The organism is Streptococcus pseudopneumoniae, from assembly GCF_001074565.1.
In the GTDB taxonomy this organism is placed as follows: Bacteria; Bacillota; Bacilli; order Lactobacillales; family Streptococcaceae; genus Streptococcus; species Streptococcus pseudopneumoniae_J.
On sequence record NZ_JUQX01000070.1, the window covers coordinates 18,086 to 32,772 of the forward strand.

16 protein-coding genes and 1 pseudogene are annotated in these 14,687 nt (G+C 34.8%); 8 read left to right on the top strand and 9 right to left on the bottom strand.

The window, feature by feature from the left end:
- Positions 1 to 15: 15 nt before the first annotated feature.
- Together ADI74_RS10050 and ADI74_RS10055 are read left to right on the top strand one after the other, a co-directional pair.
- Positions 16 to 264 carry a hypothetical protein gene (locus ADI74_RS10050; RefSeq protein WP_049538666.1) on the top strand — a complete coding sequence of 83 codons (249 nt, stop codon included), beginning with the start codon at positions 16 to 18 and terminating at the stop codon, positions 262 to 264.
- 9 nt (positions 265 to 273) lie between these two features.
- A pseudogene (locus ADI74_RS10055) lies at positions 274 to 1,757 on the top strand (tyrosine-type recombinase/integrase).
- A gap of 228 nt (positions 1,758 to 1,985) precedes the next feature.
- On the opposite strand, the gene ADI74_RS10060 reads toward ADI74_RS10055, so the two are convergent.
- The 7 genes from ADI74_RS10060 to ADI74_RS10090 form a co-directional block, all read right to left on the bottom strand.
- A complete protein-coding gene (locus ADI74_RS10060; RefSeq protein WP_049538667.1) occupies positions 1,986 to 3,251 on the bottom strand; it encodes a tyrosine-type recombinase/integrase in 1,266 nt (421 codons plus the stop codon).
- A 99-nt stretch (positions 3,252 to 3,350) separates the two neighbouring features.
- Complete coding sequence (locus ADI74_RS10065; protein ID WP_049538669.1) at positions 3,351 to 3,614, bottom strand: MerR family transcriptional regulator; 264 nt, start codon at positions 3,612 to 3,614, stop codon at positions 3,351 to 3,353.
- A 78-nt stretch (positions 3,615 to 3,692) separates the two neighbouring features.
- Entirely contained in the window at positions 3,693 to 4,943 is a 1,251-nt protein-coding gene (locus ADI74_RS10070; protein ID WP_049538671.1) for a replication initiation factor domain-containing protein, read from the bottom strand.
- 305 nt (positions 4,944 to 5,248) lie between these two features.
- On the bottom strand, positions 5,249 to 5,995 hold the full coding sequence (locus ADI74_RS10075) for an ATP-binding protein (RefSeq protein ID WP_049538673.1): 747 nt from the start codon (positions 5,993 to 5,995) through the stop codon (positions 5,249 to 5,251).
- Positions 5,976 to 6,482 (bottom strand): hypothetical protein, encoded by a 507-nt coding sequence (locus tag ADI74_RS10080; RefSeq protein ID WP_049538674.1) that lies wholly within the window; start codon positions 6,480 to 6,482, stop codon positions 5,976 to 5,978. Before ADI74_RS10080 ends, ADI74_RS10075 begins: the two co-directional genes overlap by 20 nt.
- Positions 6,482 to 6,781, bottom strand: a complete 300-nt coding sequence (locus tag ADI74_RS10085) for a hypothetical protein (protein ID WP_049538675.1) — start codon at positions 6,779 to 6,781, stop codon at positions 6,482 to 6,484. Before ADI74_RS10085 ends, ADI74_RS10080 begins: the two co-directional genes overlap by 1 nt.
- A gap of 48 nt (positions 6,782 to 6,829) precedes the next feature.
- Positions 6,830 to 7,126 (bottom strand): hypothetical protein, encoded by a 297-nt coding sequence (locus ADI74_RS10090; protein WP_049538676.1) that lies wholly within the window; start codon positions 7,124 to 7,126, stop codon positions 6,830 to 6,832.
- Between the two features lie 412 nt (positions 7,127 to 7,538).
- Here ADI74_RS10090 and ADI74_RS10095 point away from each other — a divergent pair, with 412 nt between their 5' ends.
- Positions 7,539 to 8,450 carry a hypothetical protein gene (locus ADI74_RS10095; protein WP_053092584.1) on the top strand — a complete coding sequence of 304 codons (912 nt, stop codon included), beginning with the start codon at positions 7,539 to 7,541 and terminating at the stop codon, positions 8,448 to 8,450.
- 40 nt (positions 8,451 to 8,490) lie between these two features.
- On the opposite strand, the gene ADI74_RS10100 is transcribed toward ADI74_RS10095, so the two are convergent.
- Positions 8,491 to 8,826: a helix-turn-helix domain-containing protein gene (locus ADI74_RS10100; RefSeq protein WP_049538678.1), complete on the bottom strand. Its 336-nt coding sequence runs from the start codon at positions 8,824 to 8,826 to the stop codon at positions 8,491 to 8,493.
- Between the two features lie 154 nt (positions 8,827 to 8,980).
- Between ADI74_RS10100 and ADI74_RS10105 the strand changes: the two genes are divergently transcribed.
- From ADI74_RS10105 to ADI74_RS10115, 3 genes are all read left to right on the top strand, one after another.
- Positions 8,981 to 11,713 carry an SEC10/PgrA surface exclusion domain-containing protein gene (locus tag ADI74_RS10105; RefSeq protein WP_049538679.1) on the top strand — a complete coding sequence of 911 codons (2,733 nt, stop codon included), beginning with the start codon at positions 8,981 to 8,983 and terminating at the stop codon, positions 11,711 to 11,713.
- A gap of 141 nt (positions 11,714 to 11,854) precedes the next feature.
- Entirely contained in the window at positions 11,855 to 12,190 is a 336-nt protein-coding gene (locus tag ADI74_RS10110; RefSeq protein ID WP_049538680.1) for a hypothetical protein, read from the top strand.
- A 41-nt stretch (positions 12,191 to 12,231) separates the two neighbouring features.
- Positions 12,232 to 12,675 carry a hypothetical protein gene (locus ADI74_RS10115; protein ID WP_049538681.1) on the top strand — a complete coding sequence of 148 codons (444 nt, stop codon included), beginning with the start codon at positions 12,232 to 12,234 and terminating at the stop codon, positions 12,673 to 12,675.
- A 370-nt stretch (positions 12,676 to 13,045) separates the two neighbouring features.
- On the opposite strand, the gene ADI74_RS10620 is transcribed toward ADI74_RS10115, so the two are convergent.
- Positions 13,046 to 13,522 carry a helix-turn-helix domain-containing protein gene (locus ADI74_RS10620; protein WP_065428549.1) on the bottom strand — a complete coding sequence of 159 codons (477 nt, stop codon included), beginning with the start codon at positions 13,520 to 13,522 and terminating at the stop codon, positions 13,046 to 13,048.
- A gap of 235 nt (positions 13,523 to 13,757) precedes the next feature.
- Between ADI74_RS10620 and ADI74_RS10125 the strand changes: the two genes are divergently transcribed.
- A complete protein-coding gene (locus ADI74_RS10125; RefSeq protein ID WP_049538683.1) occupies positions 13,758 to 14,225 on the top strand; it encodes a hypothetical protein in 468 nt (155 codons plus the stop codon).
- 18 nt (positions 14,226 to 14,243) lie between these two features.
- A complete protein-coding gene (locus ADI74_RS10130) occupies positions 14,244 to 14,657 on the top strand; it encodes a hypothetical protein (protein ID WP_049538684.1) in 414 nt (137 codons plus the stop codon).
- The last annotated feature ends 30 nt before the right edge of the window (positions 14,658 to 14,687 follow it).

Sequence of the window (14,687 nt, forward strand, 5' to 3'; positions counted from 1 at the left end):
CAGAAGGAGAATTCAATGGCAACATTAAAAACAGAACATGATTTTGACTTGACCCGTAACTGGCACCGCAAATCCGTCTTTCTAGATGAGCTCTGGCATGGCATGACCGTTGCAACACTTAATAGGTACATTCGTCAGATGAAAGACAGCCCCTACGCTTTCGGTATCAAAGGAACACACGGCAATGTCTTTATCCACTCAGAAGTCTTTGTGGCGTGGTTTGACTACAAAATTGCCAATCAGTATGTCGCAAAGATGGCGTAGGTAGTCCCTATGAGAGATAATGGTTCAAGAGTACTTATCATCAGTTCTTGGCGACCAGACCCTTATAAGGCGGGTAATGTCTTGGTGAAATTCGCTATGCGATTCACCCACCCTATTACTAAAAAATCTCATAAGAAATACCTTTCTACAGGCGCTAGTAAAGGGTGGTTTACCACCAAGGCGACACCGAGCAAAAAGTCACCTTCTGGGAAAGAACGTCTCTTGGTCAGCGATATTAAAAACTCACAATTGATTACTCAGGTCACGCAAGAACTGAATAAATTAGTTGATGACTATATCGCCGAGCTAATGGGCATTAAGCCTAAGAAAGCCAAGAGACTTTTAACCCTAGAAAAAATCGCCAAGCCATTTGATAAAGATGGAAATTTTTACGGTAAAGCCTTTAAAGCATGGCATGAAAGGGTCAAACCAGCCAATAATACCCTTAAAACAAGGTTACTATCTATAATCGCTATATTGAGCCGAACTTTGATACCAGAATGTCCATCACGAAATTTGCCTCTATGACAGATGAAATTCAAAATCTTATCAATGCTTCTTCTATACACATGGCGAGAAATCTGCATATCTACCTTAAGATGATTTTTGACTGGTCAGTTGAAAATGGACAGATAACTCTTACACAAGACCCGATTGCCAACAACAAAGTTAAAAGGCGAGTTCTGACAAAGAGTGAGGAGCAGGACAAGAAACGTGAAGACATTGCGGAAAAATATCTTGAAGCGAGTGAGGTTAATTATGTTCTCCGCCTGATAGAAAGCTGGACTAACCGACCTGATAATCAACTTATCGCAGATGTGTTGAGAATGATTTTCCTGACAGGCATGCGACCAAGTGAGGTTCTGGGCTTGAATGAGGACATGCTTGATTTTGAGGAGAAGTGGATAAAGGTTCATTGGCAGAGGGCAAGTAAGAATAAGTCAGATGAGGTGATGGAAGCCCTTAATCTTGACGAAAAAGAACGCTATCGAGCAGACCTTAAAACCAAGGAAAGTGTCCGCACAATTCCAATGAGTCCTGAGGTAGAGAAAATTTTGCGACATTACATTGATAGAAATAAGTTCCAAGCTCAATTCAACCCGACTTACCAAGATTTAGGATATCTCTTTACTAGAACCTATATTAGGGCAGGTAATCGACAAGGCTCTCCGCTTTATCACAACGAACTCTCACAATTCCTGAGAGGTGGCTCTAGTCAGTCAGCAAAGTATAACAAGAAAGCAGGCAAGCCTTATAAGGATATCGATAGCTTTCTAGACTTTGGCAGACCGATTCATGTCATCCCTCATATGTTCCGCCATAGCTTTATCTCTATTATGGCAAGCGAAGGCATTGACCTTCCTACCATTCGAGAATTTGTCGGACACTCAGAGGATTCCAAGGAGATTGAACGTGTCTATCTCCATGTGATTAAGAAGCAAAAAGATACCATGAGAGGAGCGGTAGAAAGGCTAGAAAAGTTGATTGAGTAACATAAATTAGAGTTTAATCAGACAAAAATCAGACAAAACCGCATTTTAAGCAATAGAAAAAGCCTCTGAAACATTGATTCCATAGGCTTTTCTTTATCTTAATTACTTAACCTCTGTAAGGAATACTTAAAATCTATTTTAGTTGTGATAAACCCTATTAAATCAATATTTATAAGCTATTGATTTGGATAAAGATGTCAGAGGTTGCCAAAAAGGTTGCCATGAGTTTTATGAGGTTAGCTCCGCAATTTTATTTAGATAAATATCTACCGCTTGCGTTTGATTTTTAGGGGCAAGCTCGGCATATATGTCCATAGTAGTTTTGATAGACTTATGTCCCATTCTATGTTGTAGCTCTTTCCAGTTCATACCAGCATTTAACATCATAGAAGCGTGTGTATGGCGGAAAAGATGGAAGCCATAGTCAGGTAAACCAAGAGCCACTAATCGCTTTTTAAGGGTTGCACGTTCATTTCTATCACACATATAGTTTCCGTAAATAGTTGGGAAAATCAACTTGCTTTTTGAAAGACCGTTCTTCTTGAAATAAAGATTCATTTCATCATGGAAGTTTTGAAGTTGCTCAATAATTTGGTATGGAACAGCTATTTTTCTATTGCCCGAATCAGATTTAGGAGTATTTTTACAAACAACTTTTCCTTTTAATCCTAACTTAGGGTTTGCATTTTTCCATACAAGAGTTTTAGTGACTAATATTTCAGAACTTTCAAAATTAAGGTCATATATAGTCAAAGCCAATAGCTCATTGATTCTCATTCCTGAAGCAAGTAGACTGTCGCAGATAACTTTAAATCGGCGATTAGCCCTAGTATTAGGTAAAGTATCAACGAAATTTAGCCAGCTAGTTAAATCTTCATCATGAAGAACCATAATGCGTTTTTGATTGCTTTTTGGTTTTGGAGGAATCTTGATAGATTGAACAGGATTATATTTGAGTTCAAAATGTGTTATTCCAAAATCAAAAATCTCTCTTAATTTATGGGCGATTGCTCCGAAATCTTTTGCGCTTCCTTTTTTAGCTCGTTTATTACCGGCATCGACAGATTCTTTAGATTTTTGGGCAAGATTGTTAATCCAATTTTGTATATCGGAAGAAGTGATTTTATCTGGTTGATAGTGTCCGAATTTGGGTAATATATAGGTATCAAGATAATTTCTCACTCGATTGAGAGTGTTATCTGAACTAACCCAAGTCTCGTAGTTGGAGAACCACAATTCAGCTAAATCTGACAAGGTAGCAATGCTAAAAGTTTCTTTCCTTGTTGAACCATTTTCTTCCCAATCAATTTTAGCTTGAATAATTTTACGATCTAAGGATCGTAGGGTTTTAGCTGTTACAGTTGTTTTTACAGGTTTTCCAGTCTTTATATCTAAGCCTAGATAGACGCTCTTTACTGAATAACTAATCTCGCCATTGTCCTTTACTTTCTTGAGGACGGTTTTGCCTTTATGGATGATTTTTTCTATATTCATAGTTGCTCTCCTCAATCAATCGAAGAATTGAAAAAAGCTAAAATAGATAGTATCTCACTTTCTTTCTTTTTTGATACTTCTATTCTAGCACATTTCATTTTAGTTGTGGCTTAAAAACTCTAAAACAGTATCAATATGATAGTAAACGGTTCTAGTACCCTCAATAGGTGGTTCTAAACGTTTAAGACCTCTATTTTCCCATGACCTCAATGTATTTGGAGATATACTCAGTAAATCTAATAACTCTTTTTGAGTATAAATAATGCCAGTTCTATTTTTTTCACTATTTAAATGTTTTAGTAGGTCAATCACGGTAAGAAGCATGAGTTCGATTTGCTTTAAGTCAAAATTATTGCTAGACATACTATTCTCTCTTTCTTTGGTAAATATAATTGAAATATGAGATAATAGCAGTAGGGATAAGCTACTACTTATCTCTTGCTAATCCGCAACATCACTTTTAGGCTTCTTGGCGGAATCTTTAGGAGTGATGTTGTTTTTTTGGTAAAAGATTTGAAAGGCATCTTCCAGAAAATCTTTAAAATTTAGTTTTGACAGTTCACCACCGAATTTGTTTAACCATATCCCAACATCTGGATTTGGGATATAGTTGAATTCGTATTCTTGAACTAACCTGATGATGAAGTGATTACGGGCTTGCGTACCCCAAATTTCCTCAATTTTCTTTAGAAGTGGATAAAATCCGCTACCTTTTAACAAATAAGAAATGGTTGCTAATAAATCATTATTTCGAGAGTTTAAGGATTCAAGCTCTGGGAAGATACCAAAACCTTTAAGTAAATCACTAGTGAATGGCAACAGTTGACCAGTCTCTGCATCATGGAAACAATATTTATCAATCATTTTGTTGACAATGAGCTTGCTCAAATCTTGAGAACTATCAATAGCAAGCAACAAGGTTAGAATTTGATTGCTATAAGTACCTTTGTAGGAAGCCTCCATGCGTACCCAAGAATTGCAATACTTAGTTAAGTGCATATAGCGACCTTGATTGTCTAATTGTTCCTGATACTTGTTATAGATACGCAATAGAGCACTTACATTCTTTTTCCTGCTACCAATATACATAGTTTGAGCTTGACCATTCACTTCTTGAGCGCTAATCTTAGAAACATTTTTACGTCCTTTATGATTGGTGATAATATATTTTTTGATTTTTAATCCTTGGTAAAGGTCATTGACAGCCATTGGATAATTAAAGTAATCAACAGCAAGGTCAATACGAGAAAGGCGCAAATCATAATAGTCAGCGTACAGCAGTTGTGCTATATTGTGAACATCAATTGCTTCACTGTAATAGTCTTGATAGGAGGCTTTATAGTGAGACAAAGCTGATGCAGAAATTTTTAGGATAATTCCCATAGTGAAGTTAGTCTGATGCCAAGCAATCGCAAAGTAATAGGGGAGATTCTGAAAGGTAAATCCCTCTGTATAACCTGCTGGTGGGGTTTTTAGTGGAATATAATTTCCAAAGAGAACTGGGAGGGATAGCTTTTCTGCTACTGTTTCAGACAGCGATAAAGCAATTTGATGCCAATTATCAGGATATTCTCCTACAGTATCTTCTGTCGGTTGGATGACAAATGTAGCTTCATCGACACTGGTCATAATGACTGGGTTATGGTCGTTATCTTTTTGAAGATACTTTTCAATTTCATTTTTACAAATCATTTTATTTTCTTTCTATCCGCCTAAGGAGTGAAAGTTAACTGGGCGGAAAATATTGCTTTAGTTAACTATTTATTGTAATGTAGGAAATTTCTACGCTTTTATTCTCTCACAGTTTCAGGAAGTAATCACCCTAAATAAAAAGTTATAGAATAACGTTGATATAACAGCATTTTAAGGGAATTGAGCATTTTACCCTAAAGTGGAATTTACATAGCTTTAGAACAAGGTAAAATGGAACGGGGGTCTTTACATGTCCCCCGTATAACAGCCAGCTAAAGCTGGCGAGGCTGTAAGACCCTGATTCTCTAAAGTGAATCAGGGTCAACAGCCTCAGCAACATTAGCAGACTTTCCTAATATATCAAGAACTCGTCCCTTCAGTAAATTTATATCAGGTACTTGTTTAACCTTAATTTTAATAACATTAGAACCATCATCAAAACGCTGAAGATAGCCAAATCTTTTGGGTAAATTTTTTTGTAGCTCTTGTCCTTCCTCAAGTTCAAAAAGTCCCTTCGTTACTAATGACCTCAGTGAACCCAATGCAATGACTAAAGAAAATTGATTCCGAGCAGACCCCTCCCCTAGTGCAGAAGCAAGCAGATCTTGTGAAACGGCTAATAATTTGACATTAAAGGCCCTCCCAGTATAAAGAATAACTCTAATTTTCTCCTGATATTCTTTCTTAGACTTTCCTGCTAATTCAAATAATGAAGTTAATTCTTCTACTACAAGATAGTAGGGAGTTTTTTCTCTTCCTCTATTCTTTTTTCTTAACTCAATCTCATTAAAAGCTACATCTATAGCTAAAATAGCTCTGTCACCTAAATACACATTGGGTAAATGTTCCGCAAATAAATAATCAGACTGTTTCATCTCAGAGATAATAAATTCACTTGCAGGATTTTGATTGTATAGATAATTGATGATAGCGAATACAGCCGTAGATTTTCCAACACCACTACTCCCCAGCAACAAAAGATGGATGAAATCTATATCTGGCGTTCCGCCCCCAGCTTTTAGAAATGGATTTTTAGAGCTCAATGATTTCATCAAGGTCAAATTCCTCCTGAGTTTTAGGTTCTGTTGCTCTAGCATTCTGATTAAAGGTAGCGTCCTCAATGGTTTCTAATTTTAAGAAAATAAACCACCCTCCGTTTACCAACTCAACTTGACTGTAATCAATAGTATAAGAAACTTCGTGGTTTGCAATAATTCCTTTTACTATATTCTCAATCTCACGCTGTTGTTCTGATGAAATATTGGAACCGAGTTGAATTATTAGATATTCACCATTATCAGAAAGTTTTACTTGCTCTTTAACCTTTAAATGTTCTAGCGTAGGTAACAGAGAATAAATATTCTGTTGGACACTACCTATCTTAGACCACTCTCTAGGAGGAGAATATTTATTGTTTAAGTAGTTAAAGAAAAGTTGGTTTAGGAATATTTTATCAAATTGATATATTCCCCAAATGACAAGAGCCATAATCCCTAACAATAGGATAAATAGTAGTAAAATAGAGTACAGAAAAATCATTAGTTTTCCTCCTTGCTTTCAGGCTCCCTCATTCGATAATTAAAATCTACGTAGGAATTATGAATATCATAAGAAAATTCAAGTATTTCCTTGATATGTTTATAAACCTGATTAACTACAAAGTCTGCTATATCTACGGAAAAATCCTCAGTTACCCAGAATCTGATACTACCGCTGTAGAAATTCCCTCTGGGAAGATTTATAGGGTGACTATCGAAAAGGATAGGTGTTTTACTTCTATCAAGGTATGATGATAAATTTAAATCAATCGTTTCATGTAAACTATTTAAAATAAACATAAATTAAACCTCCAATAAGTGAGAGGGAGGAAGACCTCCCTTAATAAATTAAACAAGTTCAATAAAAGCAGACTTAGCTTTTACTGAGAGCGTAGCACGATTCCCATTGGTGTAGGCGTTGATAGAAACATTTTCGAGAATAATTTCTACTTTTTCATCAAATAAAGTCGTAAAGTCAGATACATTAACTATATCAGCTTTAATATTTGTTTGATTGAATCGGCCGTCTGGAGTTCGTACACCGATGGTTAATTGAGTTTGACCAGTGCTGAGACCAGAAGCATAGTCTTTTAGTTCTGATGCGCCAATAAGGCGCCCCTGCAATGTTGTTTGTGTAGCTTCCATAGGCTACCTCTTTTCTAACCGTTTTATTAAATACATCAAAAAATTCACGGCTTTTCAAATTTATTGAAGATATGTATTGTGTGATAGCTACCTCACATCTTAATTATTCCATAAAAACTGACAAGACTTTACCTAAATTCACTTAAAATATACGTAATAATTTTTCTTGGTTTTTTTAAGATTTTTTTGTTTGTTTTCATCATTGTTTAAAGCTTACTACATAGCACTTTCAGTGGAATAGAATTTATTATCTATCGAGATTATTTGCTTCGAAAAAAAAATAAATTTTTTTAAGATTTTTATTGAAAGCGTTTTACCCTAAATTTTTATAAAACCCATTAATATCTTGACGTTTCAAATGTATTAATGCTAAAATGATACATAAACTTTTTTTGTGTAAAGGATGTTTACTATGGAAGAAAAAAAAGAAGAACGCATGCTTGTTGCAGTTACAGTTAATTTGATGCACAATATGGAAGAATTTAAAGAGTTCAAAAAAGAACAAGGGATTAGTGGAGATTATGAAGCTAAAATTGCTTATTTAAGAGAAAATTTTCACATGAGCGACCAGACAGCAGAAAATTTGTTATCTGGTAAGGTAGTTTCTAAAAATAATTATTTAGCTATTTTTCCTTCCTTTGACAAAGATAATATAGACAAAAAATCTACTGCATTAGAAAGATTTGCAGAGACTATTGTGGATGAAATAGGGAAGGAAAATGAAGATTATATTACAGAAGTATCTAATATAATCACTAATAAATTAGAAAAACTTGATTTAAGAAATATGGCAAAAGCTGTATTATCAGATGATAAACAAGCAGAATCATTTAAAAACTCCATAACATCAAGCTTAAAAAATGTAGAGTTCCCAAATAAGAAAACTAAAAATAATGACTACGCTCTAATTGTATGGATTGATTACTTTTATAAGAGTATCTCTGAACAAGATAATCTATTTGAAATTATTAGAAAATTAGATACTCTGTCGAAAGCTATTGAATATCTTCCTCTTGTTGAAAAACTATTGGAGTCTGAAGAAAAAATTGAAATATTATCTCGGTTAGATAATCTTCTTGATTCATTGATGTTAGTTGAACGTCTAGAAGAGTTAGGTTTATTGGATTGCATTGAAAAAGCAACTAATGGACTAGCGGGAATGAATGAATTTAACATTAAATTTGGAAAAACTTATGATAAATTTGTTTTATTAGATTGGTTATTCAATAATGCTAAGAAAGCATTGAATGGTGAAGATATACCTAAATTTATTCACAGTCAGACTAAAACAGAGCATGATATAAAGAGAGAAACTAAAAATTAAATTAGCAAATTTAAAAAAGCCAAGTTCAAAAATACTTGGCTTAATTTATTTGTTTTAATATATCTCGGAGAGCCTTTATAGTAGGTTCTCTTTTTTCTGTCGGTAGATTTCTAATATCTTCAATGAGTTGTGAAAACTCTCCGCTTTGATTTTGAGTTTCAATATTAAAAAAAGTATTCATATCAACTTCAAGTGCTTGTATAATTTTTTCAATGGTTTCAAGCTTAACGTTTAATTGTTTATTTTCTAACCTATATATATAGTTAAAACCCAAATCAGCTTTTTCTGCTAGATATTCTTGTGTCATCCCGCTTTTCAGTCTTAGAAGTCTGATTTGTTTTGCAACAAATTCTCTTAAATTTATTTTTTCCGTCATGATATCACCTCATAACTATCATACAAGTTTATCTCATTGAATAAATCGTTATCAAAAGACTGAAATTATAACAAAAATAGTATTTGAAAGACTGCAAAATGTGGTATAATATTATTCATAAAACAGTCTTTTAAGACATAAAGGAGTTTATACGATGGAATCAAATACACAAGGTCACGGAACCATCAAGAAATTGCGTACTGGTGCAGTTATTTCAACGCTTGCAATCTCGGCTCTAGGGGTATCTACTACGGTATCAGCTAGTGAGACTGCAGTAGAAGTTAATGAGCCTGCAACTAAAGTAGTTGCTAAGGACGGGGTTAAACCTGTTGCAAAAGAAAAGGTAGTCCCTAAAGTTCCTAGTCAAGAGGATGTTGACAAGGCTAAGGCTGAATCGGACAAGGCTAATCAGGATGTAGCTAAGCAAAAAGAAGTTGTTTCAACTACTGAAGCAAACATTGCTGATGCTGAAAAGACTATTGCTGATACTACTAAGAAATTAGAAGAGGCTAAGACGGTTACACCTAAAAAGGTAGCTGAAGCTAAGGCAGACGCTGAAAAGAAAGCCAGTGAACTTGCTACGGCTGAAAAGACTGTAGCTGATGCCGATAAGTCTGTATCTGCCACTGCTGAAAAGGTTGCTGACCAAACTAAGGTAGTATCTAATGCTGAAAAGACTGCTACAGATGCGTCTAACAAGGTAGCTGACGCTCAGAAGAAAGTAGATTCTCTTTCATCTACTACTGATACTCGTGAACTCGAAAAGAATGTTTACACCTCTACTGTACAAGTTAGAGTTGCTGAACGTAAGGTAGGTGAAGCTCAGAAGAAGCTTGACGAAGGCAAAAAGGCTGTTGCAGACAAAGAACAGGCTTTGAAAGATACCCAAGCTAGGGTATCTTCTGCAGAAACTAAATTTAAACAGGCTACCACAGAACGTAATAATGCAAATGCTAACCAATCTCAAAAAGAAGATGCCCTTAAAAAGGCTAAATCAGCTCTTGACGTAGCTAAACAAGGTGTTACTGAAACGACTACATCTTCTGAAACGATGTACAATGTTCCTAAGGCAACTTACGCTCCAACTCTTTCACAAGGGTATATCGACGCAATCAAGGCTCTTGCCAACGGTACAGGTACTACGGATGCAGTAGATACTGCGGTATATGAAGTTCCTTATACTGACCCTAAGTCTGGTGCATCAGCTGATTCACTCAGTGACTTCAACTCTACAGGTCGTCGCTACTATAAAGGTCAATTTATTGACTACGGTTCAGAAGACACTGATGCAACAGAAATTGCTGACTTCCAACACTTAACTAAAGACCAACAAATTCGATTGACTACTTATGCAGCGTCAATCATCAATGACTTGCGTGCTAAGTTTGGTACTAAGCCTGTTACAGTAGGCGATAGTTCTCTTAAATTGGCTGAAGCCTTTAACAACAATGCTAACGGTTATGTTGCAGGTAATAGTGGTGAATACAATCCCCTAAACTCTCAAAACCTAAGCTTAACGGATAAGTTAAACATGGCTAAGAAGACTGCAAATGCTACTGGTTCTGCCTTGGCAGTTCGTACATCTAGTATCCCTCATTTCATTGACCTTGGAGAGAACCTTACAACTATGGCTCGCATTAAGCAAGTTATGTACGAGGGTATCGTTAGCGCTTTGATGGGTGGGGAATCTAACACTGGTAGTGAAGACCGTTTCAGTGGAGCTCTTTCTCTTCTTGGATTGCGTGATTCTGATAAGACTAACATTGGTGTTGGTATCGGTGCTATGATTAGCCAACTTAATAAAGGGTATGAAGCGTCTATCACCTTGTCAGTTCCTCAATCAACTACTTCAACTACTAAGAAGGTAGACGAAAAAGCAGTTAAAGATGCTGAAAAGTCTTACGTCAATGCCTACGCAGAACTCAAAGATGCTGAAAATGGAGTATATCTTGCTAAGACTAAGTACACTCAAGCTGAAAATGAACTTGATTCTGCTCGCAAACTCTTGTCTGACATCCGAATGAACAAGGTTGATATTCCATCTCTTGAAAAGGCTCTTGAAGACGCCAAAACTAAGTTGTCTGAAGACAAACAAGCCCTAAAAATTGCCGAAGAAGTTCTTGAACTGGCTAAATCAAACGCTATTGACAAGGCTAAGTCTCTTGCAGAAGCTAGAGCAGCTCTTGAAACTGCTAAAGAAGAAAAGGTATCTGCAGATAAGGCTCTTGAAACTGCTAAAGGTGAGTTAGAAGTCCTTACTAAAGCTCATGATGTAGCAGTCTTGGCTCGTAAGTCAGCTGGTGAGGACCTTGCTCGCAAACGTGAAGCGTCTAAAGAGGCTAGTGATACTTATGAAGTCCTTGCTCTTTCCCTTACTGAGCGTAATAAAGTCCTTAAAGCTTTGGAAGCAGAGCTTACTGATGCTAAATCTAAGCTTGCTGTACTCCGTACTGAGTTGAAAACTGCTAAGGAAGAGTTGGCTTATCTAGAGGGTATCGCAGAAGCTAAGGCTCGTATCCTTTCTAACTTGAAACAACTCAAAGCTGAACACGACGCATACCTTGCTGAACAACAACGCTTGCAAGCTTTGAAAGACAAGGAAGATGCAATCCGTAAATCAGGTGGTCAACCTAAGGAAGTTATTGACGCAACTGGTAAAGTTGTTGATGTTGTGGATGCAAAGGCTCAAAATAAGGCTGTAGTTGCGACAGTAGGAACTAAAGACGATAAAACATATCAAGCTCCTGCACAGGCTACAAATGCAAAAGCAGAACCTAAGAAACAACTTCCAAATACAGAAACAAGGGAATCTATGTTCGGTTTACTAGGCCTTAGCCTGCTAGTAGGCCTAGCATTGGGATATAAAGGGAAACAGAGGAGAGGATAGTAAAATGATTAACACAAAAAATGATGAAAATATCGTGTCCCATATCAAGTTTTGGATTATATGAAATAGTAAGAATTATTGTCGCTATTTATCAAAAAGAGAATACTAAAAGTTTATTAGGTTAATTGGAAGGAAATATTGATGGAAATTGTTGTTTTATTTATTATTTTAATTTTAATAGGAGCTCTAATTATAGGTTATAATTATTTATTAATGCAAAAAAATCAAGAGATTTACAGAATAAAAGTTATAGATAATCTGAATGGTCGACACTTTTATGTTTCCTATGTTGATGGTATCAAAGAAGAATTTAAATATAGTAATGACTCTAAGTTAGCTATCCAATACTATAATCTTAGAGATGCACAACATATTATTGGAATTTTTGAATCTGATAACACTACTTTTATCATACAAAAACAGACTTATTCCTACTTGGGAACAGAATGGGTTGACTTTATTGAGAATAATGGATAATCATTGCAGAAATAATAAAAAACGTAGGAAAAAGTAAGATTATGAGTAATACAAGAAGACTTTTGAAAGAGTTGATAAAATACAATCTGTCTGTAAAAGGTTTCACAGTAACAAATCAAGGAAATTATTTGAAAGCAGTAACAGGGAAAGAAAAATATAGAATTTTGCCCATTACTAGAACAATTCCGATAGAATCTGAAACTACTACTGTTGAAGCAAACTATGAAACTGTTAAAAAATTTCAAAAATATAATAATGGAAAATATATTGATTGTATTGCTTATGCCATAAGCAAAGTATCAGATAATAAAATTCAGGGGATCGAATTATTTATAATTCCTATAGTAGAATTTGAGAAATATGTTCAACCTGATAAAAAAACTGGGGATGTTTTATCGAGAGCCTCTAATCACTATCATTACAACTATGCAAAATATAGTCATCAAATTAATGAAATAGTCCATGATTCTTGGATGAGAAAGTAAAAAATAAAAAATCTTCTTACTTATTGTAGGAAGATTTTTTTGGATTCCTAAAATTTATTGAAAAGACTGCGCTATTCCAACAATTTTTAGGAATAAAAAAAGTCCTAAAAAATTCTTAGGACTCTACATTCTTCGATTGTTGACTTTCTTTTTTATTTCAAAAAAGGTTGCCAAAAAGGTTGCCATAGAACTGATTTCAAATGATTTGTAATGAAATTCAATATTTCAAAAACCGCATGAAATCAAGGTTTTCAGCATGTACTGAAATGTAATGAAACCTTATTTAACTTCTGTAATATATATCTATTGCTTTAACAAAAACGCTATATTTTATTAAGTTTTGATAAGTTTTAAGTTACTAAAAATAGGGTTATTCTGTTTCTGTTGTTTCCGAATTGTTGCCAAATGGTGGATTTCCTTCTAAGATTTCTGTAAAGTATACAGCTTTTAAAAAGAGCTTTGTTTGTTCGGGTAAATCTTTTGTGAATATATTGAAGTATTCGTCTGGTTCTATCCCCTCTTTTTCTGCGAGGTATGGTATGGCTCTAACTAGGTCTCTTATTTGATTAAGTCCTATTTCAGATAAATGGAAGTTTGGTAAATTGGCTAACTTTTCAAATTTATCACTACCACGTCCAAAGCTAATGTTGCTTTCTCCTAAAAGGTAGCTTGTCGTTGTGTTAAGTTCAAGGGCTATTTTTAGTAGAGTTTCAAAGTTTGGCTCTCTTTTACCATTTTCCCAGTTAGCGTAAGAACCTTGCGACACTCCCAAAATGTCAGCCAGCTTTTTTTGAGTGAGGTTGTTTTTTTTTCTTTGTTCTTTTAATCGTTCGGTAAAAATTGTCATATCCGCTCCTTTATGTCAAAGTGACATTTTTTAGTTGACAAAAAATTTAAAATGAAATATAATGATTATGTCAAAACGACATAAAAGCAAATTACACCAGACTATATTGTTCTTTTGTAAGAATTGGAGGTAACTGCCTATGATTGTATAAAAATGGTCTTTGAAGAAAAACCTCAAAGACATATTTAATAAAAACATCTTAATTATAACATATATACAGAAAAGAGGAAAGGAGATGCCGAATAAGAATTATTACGAGTATAAAGACATCATGGAAGCCACAGGGAAGTCCTATAGTGCTGTTAAAAAATGGCGGATAAGTATTGAACGCTTATCAGGTTATGAGTTTAAGAAGGTCAAGATACATGTTACTCGTAAGCATGTAAAAGAACATTATCAATTTACTGAAGAAGAATTTGAAAAATTTATCAAACTTTCTAAGCGAATTGATGAAATAAAAAACTTGACTAAATCTGTAACGGATATATGGGGCGACTTGAAGAGTGCTGAAGAAAGGGCACTTAAGCAAGATGTAGCTGATTTAAAAAAGTTCGAAGAGAAACAGAAAGAAAGTAATAAAAGTACAAACTTTCAGATTATTTCTCTTAAAAACGATATTAGAAGGCTACAAAAACTAGAAGAACGACTTGAAGCCTTGGAAGAAAAGCAAGGTAAAGGGTTCTTCTCAAAATTAAAAAAATAGAAAAGGAAATATAAAAAAATGGCAAATAAAAAAATTAAATTAACTTCAGAATTATCACTTAAAGAGGTAGCACTTGATAGCTCGCAATTTGATATTCCAAAGAAAATCCAAGTAGATTTTTCCAAAGCTAGGGTAAGTAAGAAATACAAAAATAAAAAACCGACTGACATTATTAGTCATTACACTTTAGAGGGAATTGATGAGCGAATTGCTAAGGCTGTAAATGATGGCTTAATTGACCAAGATGACGTTAAGCCTATCATCATTGAAGTTTATGGTAGTTTTGAGGAGATTGAAGAACACATTGAGTTTGGAAAAATTCTATCTGTTGAGCTCCTTGATGTGGCGGTTAAAGCTTTATGGGTTGATGGTAGAAATGCAGCATATAAAGCCGTCAAACTGGTAGCCTCTGGGCTAAAACTTGTTATGTAGGTCTAAAATTTCTGTATATGATGGGAGCTG